The 17,512-nt window shown below is 48.6% G+C and carries 11 protein-coding genes; 7 read left to right on the top strand and 4 right to left on the bottom strand.

Going from position 1 to position 17,512, the window contains the following annotated elements; translation table 11 throughout:
• Nucleotides 1–11: 11 nt before the first annotated feature.
• The 6 genes from KN811_RS15395 to KN811_RS15370 all read left to right on the top strand — a co-directional run bounded on the left by KN811_RS15395 (nt 12) and on the right by KN811_RS15370 (nt 11,360).
• Nucleotides 12–1,895: a RagB/SusD family nutrient uptake outer membrane protein gene (locus KN811_RS15395; protein ID WP_187966244.1), complete on the top strand. Its 1,884-nt coding sequence runs from the start codon at nt 12–14 to the stop codon at nt 1,893–1,895.
• A gap of 10 nt (nt 1,896–1,905) precedes the next feature.
• Entirely contained in the window at nt 1,906–2,601 is a 696-nt protein-coding gene (locus KN811_RS15390) for a DUF3823 domain-containing protein (protein WP_187966243.1), read from the top strand.
• 79 nt (nt 2,602–2,680) lie between these two features.
• Nucleotides 2,681–3,760, top strand: a complete 1,080-nt coding sequence (locus tag KN811_RS15385) for a cellulase family glycosylhydrolase (protein WP_187966242.1) — start codon at nt 2,681–2,683, stop codon at nt 3,758–3,760.
• A gap of 131 nt (nt 3,761–3,891) precedes the next feature.
• Complete coding sequence (locus tag KN811_RS15380; RefSeq protein ID WP_187966241.1) at nt 3,892–5,058, top strand: aldose epimerase family protein; 1,167 nt, start codon at nt 3,892–3,894, stop codon at nt 5,056–5,058.
• A 229-nt stretch (nt 5,059–5,287) separates the two neighbouring features.
• Nucleotides 5,288–7,735 (top strand): glutaminase family protein, encoded by a 2,448-nt coding sequence (locus tag KN811_RS15375; protein ID WP_187966240.1) that lies wholly within the window; start codon nt 5,288–5,290, stop codon nt 7,733–7,735.
• A gap of 223 nt (nt 7,736–7,958) precedes the next feature.
• The gene (locus KN811_RS15370; protein WP_187966239.1) at nt 7,959–11,360 is read left to right on the top strand and encodes a PA14 domain-containing protein; all 3,402 of its coding nucleotides are present in this window, start codon (nt 7,959–7,961) and stop codon (nt 11,358–11,360) included.
• 121 nt (nt 11,361–11,481) lie between these two features.
• On the opposite strand, the gene KN811_RS15365 is transcribed toward KN811_RS15370, so the two are convergent.
• Nucleotides 11,482–12,681 (bottom strand): MFS transporter, encoded by a 1,200-nt coding sequence (locus KN811_RS15365; RefSeq protein ID WP_187966238.1) that lies wholly within the window; start codon nt 12,679–12,681, stop codon nt 11,482–11,484.
• A gap of 142 nt (nt 12,682–12,823) precedes the next feature.
• A complete protein-coding gene (locus KN811_RS15360; RefSeq protein ID WP_187966237.1) occupies nt 12,824–13,432 on the bottom strand; it encodes an NAD(P)H-dependent oxidoreductase in 609 nt (202 codons plus the stop codon).
• 175 nt (nt 13,433–13,607) lie between these two features.
• Here KN811_RS15360 and KN811_RS15355 point away from each other — a divergent pair, with 175 nt between their 5' ends.
• Nucleotides 13,608–14,555 carry a LysR family transcriptional regulator gene (locus KN811_RS15355; protein WP_247716520.1) on the top strand — a complete coding sequence of 316 codons (948 nt, stop codon included), beginning with the start codon at nt 13,608–13,610 and terminating at the stop codon, nt 14,553–14,555.
• Nucleotides 14,556–14,645: 90 nt separating this feature from the next.
• Here KN811_RS15355 and KN811_RS15350 read toward each other — a convergent pair whose 3' ends face one another.
• Both KN811_RS15350 and KN811_RS15345 read right to left on the bottom strand, forming a co-directional pair.
• Nucleotides 14,646–15,566 (bottom strand): carbohydrate kinase family protein, encoded by a 921-nt coding sequence (locus tag KN811_RS15350; protein WP_187966236.1) that lies wholly within the window; start codon nt 15,564–15,566, stop codon nt 14,646–14,648.
• 144 nt (nt 15,567–15,710) lie between these two features.
• Nucleotides 15,711–17,438, bottom strand: a complete 1,728-nt coding sequence (locus KN811_RS15345; protein WP_187966235.1) for a RagB/SusD family nutrient uptake outer membrane protein — start codon at nt 17,436–17,438, stop codon at nt 15,711–15,713.
• Nucleotides 17,439–17,512: the final 74 nt, after the last annotated feature.

The raw sequence follows: 17,512 nt of genomic DNA, 5'->3' as shown, positions 1-17,512 counted from the left end.
AAAGAATCAAGATGAAAAAACATATATATACCCTGTTGGCCCTGGTTTTGTTAGCTGCCGGCTGTAATGACGATGATTTCCTGGACCGGGAGCCCACACAGATCATACCCGACGACAAGGCATACAACAGTTATGAACTGACGCTGTCTATTCTGGCGGACCTGTACAGCAGGTATGACGATTTCAGAACCGTAGAGAACTGGCAATCCCTTTCCGGTTTTAACCTGGCCTTCTGGTCAGATAACGGTAGTTACGGAAACTTTGAGAATAACAGCTGGGGATTTGGCTCCTGGGGCACCTGGAATTATGGCTATATCCGTGACCTGAATATTTTTATAAACGAAGTTACCGCTTCCGAAGGATTAGAGCAGGACATAAAAGACCGTTTTTTAGCGGAAGCCCGGTTTTTAAGAGCTTCCTGTTACTTTTCCATGGTTACGCGTATGGGAGGAGTACCCCTTATCCTGGAACCCCTGGAGTATGATTATAGCGGGGACCCTACGTATTTGGAACATCCCAGGGAAACTGAAGCCGCGATTTACGATTTTGTCATAAACGAAGCAGAGGAGATCAAAGACATTCTGCCCCAGGATGCCAATACCAAGTCGAGGGCCAGTATGGGAGCTGCATTGGCCATGCAATGCCGGGCAGCGCTTTATGCAGGATCCATAGCCAAATACGGAGCTTCCACTCCCCAGGTGTCCCTTCCGGGGGGAGAAGTGGGAATTCCCGAAGACCGGGCCAACGATTATTATACCACAGCTTTGAATACAGCAAAAAAGATCATCAACGGCGAAGCCGGGGCCTATGGCCTCTATCAGAAAAAACCGGACGACCTGGCCGATAACTTTGCCAGTATTTTCTATGATAAAGCAACTAACCCGGAAGCCATTTTTGTAGAAGATTACAAGCTGCAAACGGGTAAAAGACACGGTTTCACCATATCCAACCAACCCCGTTTCGGTGCCGAAGAAGAAGAAGGGGGGCGCATTAATCCCTCCCTGAACCTGGTCCAGGCTTTTGAAACGCTTAACGGGGAATTTGCCCCTATCCCCAATAAAGATGCTTCGGGTGAATATATTGTTTACGACGGTGTAAAAGATATCTTCATGAACAGGGATGCCCGTCTGGAAGGTACCGTGATAGTACCCGGTTCTTCATTTAAGGGGAAGACCGTAGATATATTAGCCGGACTTCAGATGCCCGACGGTAGCGTGGTAAGCGGTGATTCCAGGGGGCAAAGTAAAAATATAGACGGGAACAACGTACAGGTGGTAGGTTTTGACGGCCCTATTGACGGGCTGGAGCACGTGGCGCAAACAGGGTTCTATATCCGTAAATACCTGGACCCCAAAGACGGCTCAGGCCAACGGGGGGTACAGAGCGATGTATGGTTTATCCGCTACCGTTTCGGAGAGGTATTGCTGAACGCCGCGGAAGCAGCATTTGAACTCGGGCAACCCGATGTGGCCGCTGAATATATGAACCGGCTCAGGGAAAGGGCCGGGATTACAGTGCCCCTTGCCTCTGGTGATATTACTTTTGATAGAATTGCGCACGAACGTTTCGTAGAACTCGCTTTCGAAGGCCTGTTTTTTTTTGATATCAAGCGTTGGAGAATTGCCCATATCGTGATGGATGGTGCGGAGATCACAGCACCTGCCATTACTCAGAATATTGGCAGTGCTACCAAACCGCTCACCCAGCCCTACGGTCTGTGGCCCTATAAAATTCACGACCCGGGAGATCCCGACCACGAAAAATATATTTTTAAAATAGTCAGGCCCAGCCGTGTAACGGCATCCGACCGCTTCCGTTTCGGTAACTATTACTCCATGATAGGACAGGATGTACTCAACAATAACTCTAAGATCGTAAAAAATCCCAATCATTAAAATGACAAAGATGAAAACACTTAAAATAAATAGTATTGCATATCTTGTTGTCCTGTGCCTGGCCTCCTGTGGCATTGACAATTTTGACGATCCGGAAACTTATTTCAGCGGAAGGGTGGTGTATGAAGGAGAACCTCTTCAGGTACGGCATGGCGAAGTTGGCTTTCAGTTGTGGCAACCCGGATACGGGGATCCGGGAGCCATAGGCGTACCTGTAAATCAGGATGGCTCGTTTAGTGCCAGGCTGTTTGACGGCGTATATAAACTGGTCTTTACCGATAATGCCGGTCCGTTCCGCACAGAGATCATAAGTGAAGAACAGTTAGACACCATCTTTTTCACCCTCGAAGGGGACATGACGATGGATGTGGAAGTAACCCCCTATTACACGGTGAGGGACGCACAGTTCTCCCTTTCCGGAAATACGGTACAGGCTTCGTGCAGTGTAGAACAGGTGATCACCGGGGAGGAAGCTAAGAATGTGGAAAGGGTAACGCTCTATCTCAACGGTACAAACTTCGTATCCGATAACGATCAGGAGAACTATGCCGGGGCCAATGCGGAAATCAATGACCTTGGGGCCGTGAACGTTTCGGCAGAGATCCCCGAAGACAATGTGAGGAACTACGTCTTTGCCCGTATAGGAGTGAAGATAAGCGGGGTAGAGGACATGATCTTTTCCCCGGTCGAAAAACTGGAATTTTAAGGCCGCCGGGCACGAAGGACAAAAACGGATACTTTTTCATTAAACAACGGTGTTAAACCCGTAACCAAATAATTTTAATATGAAAATCAGAAAACCTATAGCATTAGTATTGCTACTGGCCATCGTATGCAGTACCGCAGCACAACAGAAAGGAGAAAGATGGTCGGTGGACAAGGCAAAGGAGTGGTATAAGCAGCACGCCTGGATAAACGGGGCGAACTTCATTCCCAGCACCGCCATTAACCAGCTCGAAATGTGGCAGGAAGAGACCTTCGCCCCCCAAACCATAGACCGTGAACTTGGATATGCCGAAAGCATAGGCATGAACACCATGCGGGTCTACCTCCACAGCCTGGCCTACAAGGCCGGTCCCGAAGGCTTTAAGGAACGGGTAAACAAATACCTGGATATGGCGGACAAGCACGGTATAAAAACCATGTTCGTCATTTTCGATGACGTATGGGGCAAGACCCCGAAGATCGGTAAACAGCCCGAACCCAAAACCGGGACCCATAATTCCGGATGGGTACAGGACCCGGGAAACCCGGCTTCCGGAGAAGAAAAGAATTTCCCTGGACTGGAAAAATATGTAAAGGACATTATTACTACCTTTAAGGACGATAAACGTATTTTGTTGTGGGACCTCTACAACGAACCGGGCAACGACAGCAAGGGAAATGAGTCATTGCCATTGCTGAAAAATGTATTTAAATGGGCAAGGGAAGTCAATCCTTCCCAACCTCTGTCCGCCGGATTGTGGTCCTGGGGATTAACGGACCTTGGTGCGTTTCAGGCGCTCCATTCCGATATTATTACCTACCACAACTACGGCGACCCCGAAGATCACAGGAGGGTCCTGGAATTGTTAAAAAGCCACGGACGGCCGATGATCTGTACCGAATACATGGCCCGTACCCGCAACAGCCGTTTCGCCAATATCATGCCCATGCTTAAAGAAGAGAACATAGGAGCCATCAACTGGGGACTCGTAAACGGAAAGACCAATACCATTTATGCCTGGAACACCCCTATCGATAGCGGGGAAGAACCCGTAGAATGGTTTCACGACATATTCCGTAAAGACGGCACTCCCTACCGAAAAGACGAAACCAACCTTATAAAAAAACTCAACACCACCACTGAAGCCCAAAAGAAATAAAGACAAATAATTCCCCCCTTGAGGCGATGTGCTGTGCCCTTCGGCAAGCTCAGGATAAACTAAAGTCGAAGTAGGGGGCAGGGGGGCAAGCAAAATTCATAACCCAATAACAAAAATACCAAACAAAAAACATGAAAAAGATCAACACAATCCTACTGCTAACCCTGGCCCTGTGTTTTGTAGCCTGCAACCAGGCTGCAAAAAAGAAAGCGTCCGCATCAGTACAGGAAAACACCGCCCGCCCCGTATTGGAAGAAAAGGCTTTCGATACGGTAGTGGATGGTAAACAGGTTAAGCTCTACTGGATTGAGAACGACAGCATAAAAGCCGCCTTTACCAATTACGGAGGGCGGGTGATAGGCCTGTGGGTTCCGGACAGGAACGGTGATCAGGTTGATGTGGTAACGGGTTTTAAGGACGTTGAAGGATATATCAACTCCACCGAGCCTTATTTCGGAGCCACCATCGGCCGGGTGGGCAACCGTATTGCAAAGGGAAAATTCACCCTGAACGGGAAAGAATACACCATTCCTGTAAACAATGGGGAAAATACATTGCACGGAGGGGTAAAAGGGTTCCAGGATATAGTGTGGGATGCAGAACAGCCCGACAGTAAAACACTCGTACTCCGGTATACCTCTCCCGATATGGAAGAAGGCTTCCCTGGCAACCTGGAAGTCAGGGTCACCTATTCCGTTACGGCCGATAACAGCCTGAAAATGGAATACGAAGCCACTACCGATAACCCCACCCCCGTAAACCTCACCAATCACGCCTTTTTTAATTTAAACGGAGAAGGCAGCGGCAGTGTCCTGCAACACCGTGTAAAATTCTATGCCGATAAATTTACCCCGGTAGACGAAGGCCTTATCCCCACCGGTGAATTAAGATCGGTAAAAGGCACGCCCTTTGACTTTACGGATTTTCATACCATAGGAGAACGCGTAGAAGCCGATAACATTCAACTAAAGCATGGAAAAGGCTATGACCATAATTTTGTGCTGAACGGTACCGCCGGAAAAGGGATGACCCATGCTGCCACCATGGTCGGGGACAAAACTGGCATTACAATGAACGTCTATACAGAAGAACCCGGGATACAGTTTTACAGCGGTAATTTCATGCAGGGAAAAAATATCTTCAAAAGCAGTGCTACGGACGATTTCAGAACTGCTTTTGCCCTGGAAACACAGCATTTTCCCGATGCGCCCAACCAACCGGATTTCCCGTCTGTAATATTGAATCCCGGAGAGAAGTATCATACCGTTTCCATATATCATTTTTCAATAAGCAAATAACCAATAAAAGCATATTTAAAAACAATCTTTACGTCACCCTGAACTGCCACCCTGAGCACAATCGAAGGATTGTTTCAGGGTCTCACCCCAACTGTTCGATTAGCGGGATGGGATTCTGAAACACTTCGGCTACACTCAGCGCGTGCAAGTTCAGAATGACGGACAGTTTTCAAAGTTTTTTAAACATACCCTGATATAACAATCGATCTTTTAATAAAAAACACCCACTATGAAAAAACTATTCCGCATACTGCCGGTCATATTATTTCTCCAGGCAGGTTTTGCCCAGCAGAGGCAGGCGCCCGCATACCCGCTGGTCACGCACGACCCGTATTTCAGCATCTGGTCATTTACCGATGAGATCAACGCATCACCCACAAAGCACTGGACAGGTACCGACCAGTCCATGCTGGGCCTGATCAAAGTAGATGGTAAAACCTATCGCTTTCTGGGAAAGGAAAGTGTAAGTTATAAAGATATATTGCCTGCATCAGACAGCAAACCCTATCAGGTAAAAATAACAGAAACCGACCCTGGCAGCGATTGGAAAAAAACAGATTATGACGATTCCGGCTGGTCCATGGCCAAAGCCCCGTTCGGGGACAATGACAATGCCGCGACCTCCTGGAAAAGCTCCGATCTGTGGTACCGGCGTACTTTTGACCTTTCCGAAGTTCCTTCCGGCGAATTGTTCTTAAAACTCCACCATGACGATAATGTAAAAGTGTATATCAACGGAGAGGAAGTGTATCAATGTGAATGCTGGACCAATGAATTTAAATATTATGAAATAACTAAAACGATTCAGCAAAAATTGAAGGAAAAAGGAAATGTGCTGGCCATCCATGTGCGGAACACTGCCGGAGGGCGATGGCTGGATGCCGGGATAACAGAGAAAATAGAGCCTCAGAATAAAGCTGTGGCCGCCAGGCAGAAAAGCCTGGATATGTCAGCGACACAAACCACGTACAGCCTGGAATGCGGCCCGGTAGATGTAGACCTGACCTTTACTTCCCCTTTGCTTATGGAAGACCTGGACCTCTTTGCCCGGCCGGTATCCTATATTTCCGTAAAGACCAGGCCTACGGATGGCAAACCCCATAAAGTACAGGTCTACTTCGGGGCATCCTCCGCTTTGGCATCTGACAGCCCGGGGCAGCCGATAATTGCAGAAACATCTTCCACCGGGACCTTGTCTTACCTAAAAGCCGGAACCGAGGAACAACCGGTCCTGGAAAAGAAAGGGGATAACCTCCGTATCGATTGGGGGTATATGTATGTAGCCGCTCCAAAAACGGCGGGTGTCAGCCAGAACATAACTTCGGACAGGGAAGCTATCGATAACTTTGTCTCCGTTAAAAATTCCGGAAAATCAGAAACAGGAGGAAAGCAGTTGATGCTGAACACTATTTTCCCCGAAGAAAAGATCACTTCTGAAAAAGAGCACCTGATATTGCTGGGATATGACGATATATATTCCATTCAGTATTTTGAACAAAACCTCCGCCCCTGGTGGAACAAGGACGGAAAAAACACCATCGGGAAGGAACTGGACAAGGCATATACCGAATATGCCGAAGTGATAAAAAAATGCAGTGATTTTGACAGCGACCTCCGTAAAAAAGCAGCGGCTGCCGGAGGGGAAAAATACGCTAAACTGTGCGAGATCGGCTATCGGCAGAGTATTGCCGCACATAAACTGGTGGAGAGCCCCGACGGGGAATTGCTGTTCCTGTCTAAAGAGAATTTCAGTAACGGCTGCATCAATACCGTAGATGTTACCTATCCGTCGGCCCCGCTGTACCTTATGTACAATCCTCGGCTTATGGGAGGCATGCTTACCGGGATTTTCCATTATACGGAAAGCGGCAGGTATAACGAACCCTTCCCGGCCCATGATATAGGAACTTACCCGAAAGCAAACGGTGTGGTATACGGCGAACCCATGCCTGTAGAAGAATCCGGGAACATGATCATCCTTACGGCAGCGATAGCAAGGGCCGAAGGTAATGCCAATTATGCAAAAAAGCACTGGAAGACCCTGACCACCTGGGCCAATTACCTGGCAGATAAAGGCTTTGATCCCGGAAATCAACTATGTACCGACGACTTTGCCGGTCACCTGGCCCGGAATGCCAACCTTTCCGTAAAAGCCATTGTCGCTTTAGGATGCTACGGCTACCTGGCAGATCAGTTGGGGCATAAGGATGTGGCCAAAAAATATACGGCAATGGCCAAAGGAATGACCAAAAAATGGATGGCCCTGGCCGATGCCGGGGACCACTACGCGCTGACCTTTGACGATAAGAACACCTGGAGCCAGAAATACAACCTGGTTTGGGACAAGGTGCTGGACCTGGACCTGTTCCCGGAAAAAGTATACCAAAAGGAAATAGCCTGGTACCTCAAAAATCAGAACAAATACGGCTTGCCCCTTGATAACAGGTCCGACTATACTAAATCCGACTGGATACTATGGACGGCCACCCTGACCGATTCCGGGGCCAGTTTTCGGAAACTGGCAAACCCGGTTTACACTTTTGCTACGGAAACAAAAGACAGGGTGCCCATGAGCGACTGGCATTTCACCTCCAGCGGTGATGTCAGGGGATTCCAGGCGAGGAGTGTTGTGGGCGGCTATTTTATAAAATTGCTGGAAGATAAATGGAGGAAATAACGGTAGCGTCACCGGATGTCTGTTGATCTGTGCCCCGGATAGCACCCCCGGTCATTCCACCTTTTTTGCCCTGAAATAATGCGGGTGCTGAACAGGCTGTATGCTTTCAGCCCCGCCACTTTGAGTGGGGATGTCTAAAAATTATTTTTAGACATCCCCCTATCGGGAAATGCTTGTGCTTTGAATTTCGAATAAAAAACTTAACCGATCAAAACCAAATACCATGAAAAAAAAACTACTTTACAGCCTCATTACCGGGGTTTTGTCTTTCCTGTATACGGAAGCACAAACGATACCCAGGGTAGAAGGAAGCCCCTATCCCTTTTCGGCAGTGCCCGACCGTTTGTTTCTCACTTCCGAGAACTACTCCCCCTCTGAACGGGTGGCCCTACAAACCCTAATGGGCGTTATCGCCAAGGATAAACCCGAAATTTTACGGGATATCTATGGCCACCGTACACTCGTAGAGAACGCAGGAGTAATAATAGACGATACCTACTATACCGATTTCCCCGGTCTGCTGGCCCGTTTTTCCGATAGGTTGGACGGGTACATCCTGTGCCATCCGAAAGACCGGTCTACCAACGCGGCCATTTCGCTCGCTGGGGTGATGAATGCCGTGGCCATTCCCGAAGATATAGAACAGACGGCCATCGATGCAGGGCTTACACGCCTGCTGGACGTGCGCGAAAAGGACGAGTCGTGGGTGCTGGCCAACTATGGCGATCTGTTCAGCCGTACCATAGCCTCTTATCAACAGAGTTCCGACGACCGGGTAAATCACCTGGCAGATTACAGCACGTATACCGGGGCATTCCAGTTCTGGGACGATTCGGCTACCGGGACACTGGCCGACAGTGTTTACAAGCGCATGGACAAGGGAGCCACCTATTTCGGATGGGGGGCCGGGGAATACGAAACCGTGGAACAACTGTCTTTGCATTCCGGTGTGATACACCCGTCGGACTGGGCGCCGAATATGTCGGCACTGACCAATATTCCCCCGGTAAAGGAAACCTTCCGTCAGAAGGACCCTGTCAAGGCCTTTGAAACCGTGCCCGATGTCCATACCGTATGCTTTGTCATATCTGATGGTGATAACGTACAATGGCTTCTCGGTTCGCACGATAGCCCTACAAGCTGGAACAATCCCAACCGGGCACGGGTCAACCTGGGATGGACCACTTCTCCCGCTCTTGCAGAACTGGCTCCCATAGTTTACGAAAAATATGTGGACAATACCCTGACTACACCTGAAGGAAGAAATGTGCTCATCGCCGGGCCCTCCGGAAGGGGCTATCACCTGCCCGGCCGTTACCCCGATGCAGACCTTGAAGAAGAATGCAGCCTGCTGAACAATTATATGAAGAGGGCAGACCTCCGCATCGTGAATATCATCGATGCAGACGACAGTGATAACGACCCTTCTGCCTACCTCAAACAGGACAACATCGACGCCCTGTTCTATTACAGCTACGGAGCCAACTACACGGGAAGGCAGGGACAGATAGACTGGTACAACGGAAAACCGTCCATCGGCGGAAGGTATACCCTCTGGGGTACGCTTTCCTCTCCCGGATCGCTTGCCGAACAGCTCAACCAGGCCTCTACCGATATTTATTCCGAAGACGGTTACAGCCTTATTCCCGTTCATGTGTGGTCCAGGGGAGTGGATGATGTACTGGAATGTATCAGCCGCCTGGGGCCAAATGTACGGGTTGTGGCCCCGGATGAATTTGTATGGCTTGTCAAAAAGAATCTCGGCAGATTACCAGCAGGTACCGGAAATGGCCTGAAAGCCGAATATTACAACGGGTATCACCGGGATGAACTCAAATACAGCAAAACAGACCCCACCGTGGATTTCGACTGGGCAACCGGTACTCCCGATGAATCTTTGGGCACAGATCAGTTTTCCGTAAGATGGTCCGGCCAGGTGCAACCGCTGTATGACGAAGCATATACATTTTACGTATATTCCGATGACGGGGCAAAACTTACGGTAAACGGACAGGTGCTTATCGACGATTACGAAACTCAGGGGGGCTATACCCGTAGCGGTACCATTACCCTTGCGGCCGGGGAGAAATACGATATTTCTCTGGAATATGGCGAAGGCAACGGCGAGGCCTTTTGCTACCTGGAATGGGAAAGTTCCTCCCAAATGCGCGAAACAATACCCCGGGCACAGTTGTACAGCAGGCCGGATGTTTCCGAAGGCCCGGTGACCTTCTACGAACATTGCGACTACAATGGGTTTCACGCCGGGCTGCCCATAGGCCAATACAAACTGGCCGACCTGGAACTGAAAGGCTTCCGGGATGATGAGATCGCTTCGTTAAAAATTGCCAAAGGCTACAAAGTGATACTTTATGAAGATGACAACTTTAAAGGAGCATCCAAAACACTGACGGTGAATAATGGTTGCCTGGGGAACTGGAAGAACCGGACAAGTTCTGTAAAAGTGGTAGCCAACGGTGAGACCGGGCTCGGCGGGACATATTCCCTGAAAAACATAAACAGTGGCTTATTCCTCGATGTAAGGGGAGGCCTCGGCGGTGTTTCCGATGGGGCGAATGCCCAGCTTTGGCATAAAAACAACCAGGCCAACCAGACCTTTAACCTGAAGCATCTCGGCAATGGCGTATATACCATAACCGCATATCACAGCGCCAAATGTCTCGATGTGGAACAATCGGATTACGACGATAATGCCAATATTTCCCAGCGAACAAATTACGAAGCCCTGAACCAGCAGTTTATTGCCATCCCTGTCAACGGCCGGTATTACAAATTCATTTCCGTAATAAGCGGAAAGGTCATTGCCATAGCAGGGGAGAGCACGGCCCCTGAAGCCAATGTCGTGCAGTTCACCGATACCGGGCAGGCCTCTGCTGTATGGGAACTGATCTCCGCTCCGCCGGTCGGCAATGGTGACGGGCTTACGGGCGATTACTACAACGGTATGGAATTCGACACTCATGTCTTTTCCCGGGTCGATCCCGATATCGATTTCGACTGGGGCGAAGGCTCTCCCGGTAGTGGAGTGGATACGGACGGCTATTCCGTAAGATGGACCGGAAAAGTAGAGCCGCGGTATTCCGGGGAATATACGTTTTATGTGACCAGCGATAACGGCAGGCGGCTCTGGGTGAACGGGGAACTTATTATCGATAAGTGGATCGACGACTGGGATGTGGAATATTCCGGGACCATTACACTCGAAGCCGGACAACGATACGACATCAGGCTCGAATATTTTGAAAATTACGGAGGTGCCAATTGCAGGCTGCGGTGGTCGAATGATTCCCAGCCCAAAGAGATCATACCCCGAAACCAGTTATATTCCGCAGGCCGGACCATTACGGTGCGCACCGAAAACACATCCGGACAGGGAACCAATGCTATACTTTACCCGAACCCGGCATCCGGTGATCTCCGTTTGCAGTTCGATGCCCAAAAAGCCAGGATGACCGTTTACGATATGTCCGGACGAATGGTCATACCCGCGATGGCCGTAAGACCCGATGAACCGGTGGATATTTCCCGGTTAAAGATGGGGCAGTACATCGTCCGGTTTCATATAAACGGGAAAGAAACGACAAAGCATTTGATAAAAGAATAAAAAACGAAAATATCATCTTTAATCGGCAGGGGCCCTTTAGTCGTATTATTCAGCCATAATGATTCAGGTTGACTAAATTTCCATATTTTATTTTTTATCCGAAGTCGGAAGTAAAATCATTTTACCAGACCCCCGACTTACTTCTAACTTCCGACTTCTGTCTTCGGACTTCCCCTCTGTTCCTCCTTAAATACATCAGAGATATAAAGATACCGGCTGTCGCCATCACAACTCCCACCCATGCCGGGGAAGTATAGCCATAGCCCATATCAATGGGAATACCCCCGAAGAATGCGCCTAATGCATTGGCGATGTTAAAACAGGCCGGGCCCAGTGAAGCCACCAGCATTTCGGCCTCGCTTCTTACCGAGTTAAGCAGTAATACCGTAAGCGGCGGTACAATGGCAAAAGTGGTTACTCCTGTAAAAAAGGTCATGATCAGTGATGCCCACGGAAGAAAGGCGGTATAGTAAATAAGGATCATACACAATATCTGTAATCCCAGTATGGCCATAACAGTTGCAGAAGGGGAAAAGGCATCGGAGAGTTTTCCTCCGATGAGGTTTCCCACAAACATCCCGAATCCGGCGAGTATCATAATATAGGGCAGATGCATTTCTGCAATGCCCGATACTTCGGTCATCAACGGGGCAATATAGCTTATCCATGCGAAAAGCGCACCCGGTGCTACCGAAAATATCAATACCATAAACCAGACATTGCTATCCCGGAAAATGGCAAAATCCTTCCAGGGATTGTTAGCGTTTTTACGCGGTTCCATTGCGGGCATCCAGAACCTTAGCGCAAGCATAGTGACCAGCCCGATCAGGGCGATCAGCAAAAAGGTATACCGCCAGGAAAAATGATGTCCGATATAGGTTCCCAGCGGAACACCGAGCAGATTGGCCACCGTAAGCCCTGAGAACATCATAGCCACAGCACGGGCTTCCTTGCCTTTATCGGCCAGCCTGCTGGCCACTACGGAACCTACCCCGAAAAAGGCCCCGTGCGGAAGCCCGGAAACAAACCGCGATAACAGGAGAAGTTCATAGTCCGGGGCAATAATGGACACACCGTTAAAGACGGTGAACAAGACCATTAAAAGGATCAATGTCTTTTTCGGGGAAAACCTGTCCATACTCACCACGAGCAGGGGCGCACCGATCACTACCCCCAGGGCATAGGCTGAGATAAGGTAACCTGCGACCGGGATAGAAATATCGAGGTCTTTGGCCACGTCGGGGAGCATCCCCATAATGGTAAATTCGGTGACACCGATGCCCAGGCCTCCCAGTGCTAAGGATAATAAGCTCTTTTTCACTATACTGTATTATTTAGTTTGTATATGGCAAAATTATATTGATGGAAAACCATCGGTTAAAAGATTGATAGCAGATTGATCCGACTACGTCGGAAGGTTGATGGAGATAGAAACGTCCTTAAATCAATCCCTTCAATCTCATTCAATCTTTCAACACAAGGCTCTTTATCGGGGAGAACACTTTTTCCAGATGAGCCTTATAAGCGGCCATATCCCGTTCCACATTTCCGTTTTTAACGATATCGTGAAAGTGAATACCTTCCAGTGCCTCCATGCCGATAAAGGCATTCATCCGGTGGAAACCGAACAAAATACCCTCGTCCACACTTTTCTGGCCGAAAAATTCCCCGGGCAGGGTAAAGGCTTCCTTGGGAGCGTTCCAGCTGGTGGTGACCATATATTTTTTCCCCTGAAGCAGGCCGCCGGTACCGTAATTGATGGCGGGATTTGCTGAAGAGCGGCCATCACCACCGTAAACCTTCCCGTGTTCCAAAACGTGATCGAGGTATTCTTTTAATTTATGAGGTATCTGAAACCACCAGACAGGCATGTGATAAATGACAACATCTGCCCAGACGAATTTTTCGGCTTCCTCTTTGGGGCGGTAGCTTTCGTTTATATCTGTGGTCTTTACTTCAAATCCTTCTTTGTCTTTAAAAAAATCGGAGGATATGCGGGTCAGGGTTTCGTTAAACCTGCCTCCGGATTGTTCAAATTTTTGTCCGCCGTTAATAATGAATATCTTTTTCATAAGAGTTTTTTTAGGTCGGAAGTCTGTCCCTCGACTACGCTCGGGATGACAGGTCGAAGTTTGAGTTGTAAATCAAATCTACTTCTGACTTCCGGCATTTTTATTTTACAGGACAAAATTAGGAGCGTTTAATGTATTATAAAAATAATATAAATCATATATTTGTATCATAATTATGATGTATAAAGATATGGTCAATCTGGAATGGTACAGGACTTTTAAGGCGATCTATGAAACAGGAACGCTTACCGGGGCTGCCCAGGCACTTTACGCTTCCCAGCCGGGAGTGAGCCTTCATTTGGGTTCGCTGGAGGCATATACGGGGTACAAACTGTTTGATCGTTCTTCCCGGAGAATGGTCCCTACGGAAAGGGGAAAAGTATTATACAATCACATCAAGGAAGCTATCACCAAGCTCGAAGATGCCGAGCAATGCTTCCGAAAGAGTACGGAAAAGGACAAGCCCACCATCAGTATAGGGATGTGTATGGAAACATTCCAGTACACGGTGGAGCCTTATATTTCGTCTTTGCCCTTTGATGTCATCATAAAATTTGTAGAATACAAGGATGCGCTGAATGACCTGGACAAGGGGATACTGGACCTGGTGGTGAGCTCACGTAAAGGCTCGGACAAGAATATAGAATACAGGGCCTTTTCGAAGGAAAAGATCGTACTGGTGGCCGGAAGGGATACCGATACGGATGGTTTTGAGGCCTTGCTCGAAGAGGGCGACCTGAACAGGGCCCGGGACTGGCTGAAGCAACAAACATGGTATGGAACCACAGGCGATATGGAGCAGTTGAGAAGATTCTGGAATGTGAATTTTAACAAGCACCCTGATTTTAAGTGCAATTATATTGTGCCCAATAAAACCTCCATTGTCCGTTGCCTGAGCAGGGCCAAAGGGCTTGCCGTACTTCCGGATTTTTTATGTTTGGGAGAAATGGAAAAAGGCAATATAAAACTGCTGTGGGAAGGAGAGCCGGTCATAGAGAACACCCTGTATTTTGCCATGCGCAAAAAAACGATCTATGCCGAAGAAATAAAGTGTATTGAAGATATTTTTGAAGAGAAAATGCCTGCCTATCAACCTGAAGAAGCGAAGGTCATTTCAAAATAGGGCAGTTTTATCTGTGAATATCCGTAAAATCCGTGTCATCGGTGTGCTATTCTCTAAAAAAGGCACACGGATGACACGGATCAGATGGATTTATACGGATTTTATTTTGTTTTCGCCCTGCATCAGTGTTTTTAGTTTCAGATCATCGATCAGGGGATTGGCACCCTTGCTTTCTGCTACCAGGGCCCCCATAGCACAGGCGTGGTTTATGGCGTCCTGCGGATGTGATTTATAATGGAAAAGATAAGTGAGCAGGGTGGCCAGGAAGGAATCGCCGGCGCCAACCGTGTCTTTTACGGTGATATTGTACCCGCTGTTGTAATACCATTTTCCGTTTTGCCACAATACCGCTCCGTGCCTTCCTTTGGTGACACATATAGCCGGGGTGACGGTCTTTTCGGCGATATACGTTATATTCTGTTCCAGCGAACGGTAGGGTGAACCGATGGCTTCTGCAATTTCATAGAGTTCGTCATCGTTGAATTTTATAAAATCAGCCCTGTCCATAAGTTTGCCGATGGTATTCACCGTATAATGCGGGCTTCGGAGATTGACGTCAAACACCTTGTGTATGTCGTGCGAAAGCAGCGTATGCAGTGTGTTTTCGGATAGCTCGTCCCGGCAGGCCAGGCTACCATATACCAGCAGGTCGGAATCCGACGCCAGCCGGGCGGTGGTCTCCGTGGCGGGGATCTTGTCCCAGGCTGAAGGATAGGTGATCTCGTATGTAGCCGATCCACGGTCGTTAAGGCTTACTTTTACCGCCCCGGTAGGGTGCAGGGTGTTTTCAGCAATACCGACGGTACCCACTCCGTGCTTTTCGAGAAAAGACCTGATCTTCCTGCCGTCCTCGTCGTTACCGATACAGCTTATCATGTTTACATCACATCCCAGGGACCGCATACGCAAGGCTACGTTGAGCGGGGCTCCCCCGATATTTTTGCGGTCGGGGAAACAGTCCCACAACACTTCCCCAAAGGATATGACCCTTAACTTTTTTTCTTTGTCCATGCTTGTCTTTTTATTCATTTCCGGCAGATTTGCCGTTACAAATTACGAAAATTTAAGTGTTAGGTATCGAAATTCAAATGCTGAGTTGCGTTGCCCTGAGTACAGCCGAAGGGTATCGAAACCCTCGGAGAGACAGTTGTTGTGTTAATACCCGGGATTTTGCTTGTACAATCCCCCGGTAAAATCGATCTCCCGTTGCGGGATGGGATAGTATTCGTCCCTTCCTGCCGTAAATTGTGCATTGGCTAGGAAATCCCGTTTTGTCTTTTCTTCCTCGAGGTAAGCATTGAGTACTTCGGCAGCCTCACCCCATCGCACGAGATCGAAAAAGCGGTGGCCTTCCATGGCAAATTCCAGCCTTCTTTCGAACTTCAGGGCCTTTAACGCTTCTTCTTTGGAAGAAAAAGAGGGGTACGATTCTATATTGTAGATGTCGCTTGCCCCTGCTTCTAACGGCCTGGAGATACTTGCCGCAGCTCTTTCCCGTATTTGATTGATGATAGGAAGCGCCTCATTGTAGCGATTGAGCTGTATAAGTGCCTCGGCTTTGAATAACAGCACATCGGCATAACGTATAAAATCCACGTTTTTGGAAGTTCCGACAAAAGGACCTTCCTTGACATAACAGGAACAGTCGGGGGCCTGTTGTTCTTTCATATTCCCGAAAATACCGTAAACTCCAGGGTCCCTTGCCCAGCTGGCACTGTAGATCATGTCGCCATCCTCTTTTACCTTGTTCCGGTATTTAAAGGGGCGACCGGGTACACCTATGGTGTGATCCAGGCGGGGGTCCACACTGGTAAAATCTTCAGTGTCGGCCATATCTGAGGCATTAAAATTATCCAGTAAGGGCAGACCGTCCCCATCGGTCTTAAATGCATTGACCATATTCTGGCTGGGCAGGTGAAAGCCACAGCAGCCATAGAGGGCAGTGCCGTGAGGGGAATTTAACCCGGTAGCAAAGCTCACCCTGCCTACTTCCGTACCGTCATTGATAGAGAATTGTGCGGCCCATATCGATTCGGATCCGTTGTCATGGCCGTCCAGAAAATTGTTGGCAAAGTCGGGCTCAAGGCTTCCGGACACGGCGTTGGCATAGGTGATCACTTCTTCCAGCCTGGAAGCATTGATATTTACAACCTGGTGATTTTCGTCCTGCTCATAGGCCTGGTACAGCCTTAATTTGGCCAGGTAAGCTGCTGCTGCGCTCTTGTCGGCCCGTCCCGGCTGATTTTCCTGTGTTTCCGGAAGGTTTTCAAAAGCAAACAGGAAGTCTTCGGCGATGGTATTCCAGAGGTCCTCATTACTCATATCGTTGGAGATTTCCAGGACTTCTTCTTCGCTGAGGCCTTCTGCGATGTAGGGTATTTTTTTGAACAGTAATTTCAACATAAAATGAGAGTGGCCCCTTAAAAAACGCAGTTCGGCCATCCGGATGGCTTTTTGCGGAAATTCCTCTTCAGAAAGGTCTTTGATCACGGACAGGGCAAAATTGGCCCTGGAGATGGCCTTGTAAAAATTGGTCCAGGTACGCGGTGCCATCCAGTCGTCGTCATCGTCGGCACGGGTAAGGTTATACTGTTCGTAGTGGTCTACCACGGGTACGTCACCTCTTCCGCCACCGCCTTTATAGGCATCGTCCGAGCGTACACTTCCATAGACCCACAGGTGGGTGAGAGGGCCTATCATTTCGTCATTGGCAATGCCGGCGTAGGCGGCCGTTACCAGTCCGTCAGCATTTTCCGCAGTAGCGATATCCTCTTCGGAAACCTGGCCCTTGGGGTCGTATTCCAAATAATCCTTGCTGCAGGACACGAATGTCAATAGCGCTCCTGCAAGGAAAGTATAATATATGGTGCGAATTGTTTTCATTTTATCTTTAATTTTTCAGTTAGGCATATATGCGTTTCGGGTGTGTATACATTATCGAATGATTCCATTATATC

Origin of the sequence: Sinomicrobium weinanense, from assembly GCF_018863395.1 — a bacterium.
Classification (GTDB): Bacteria; Bacteroidota; Bacteroidia; order Flavobacteriales; family Flavobacteriaceae; genus Sinomicrobium; species Sinomicrobium weinanense.
The sequence above is the reverse complement of the archived record's forward strand: the minus strand, read 5'-3'. Positions and strand labels throughout refer to the sequence as shown.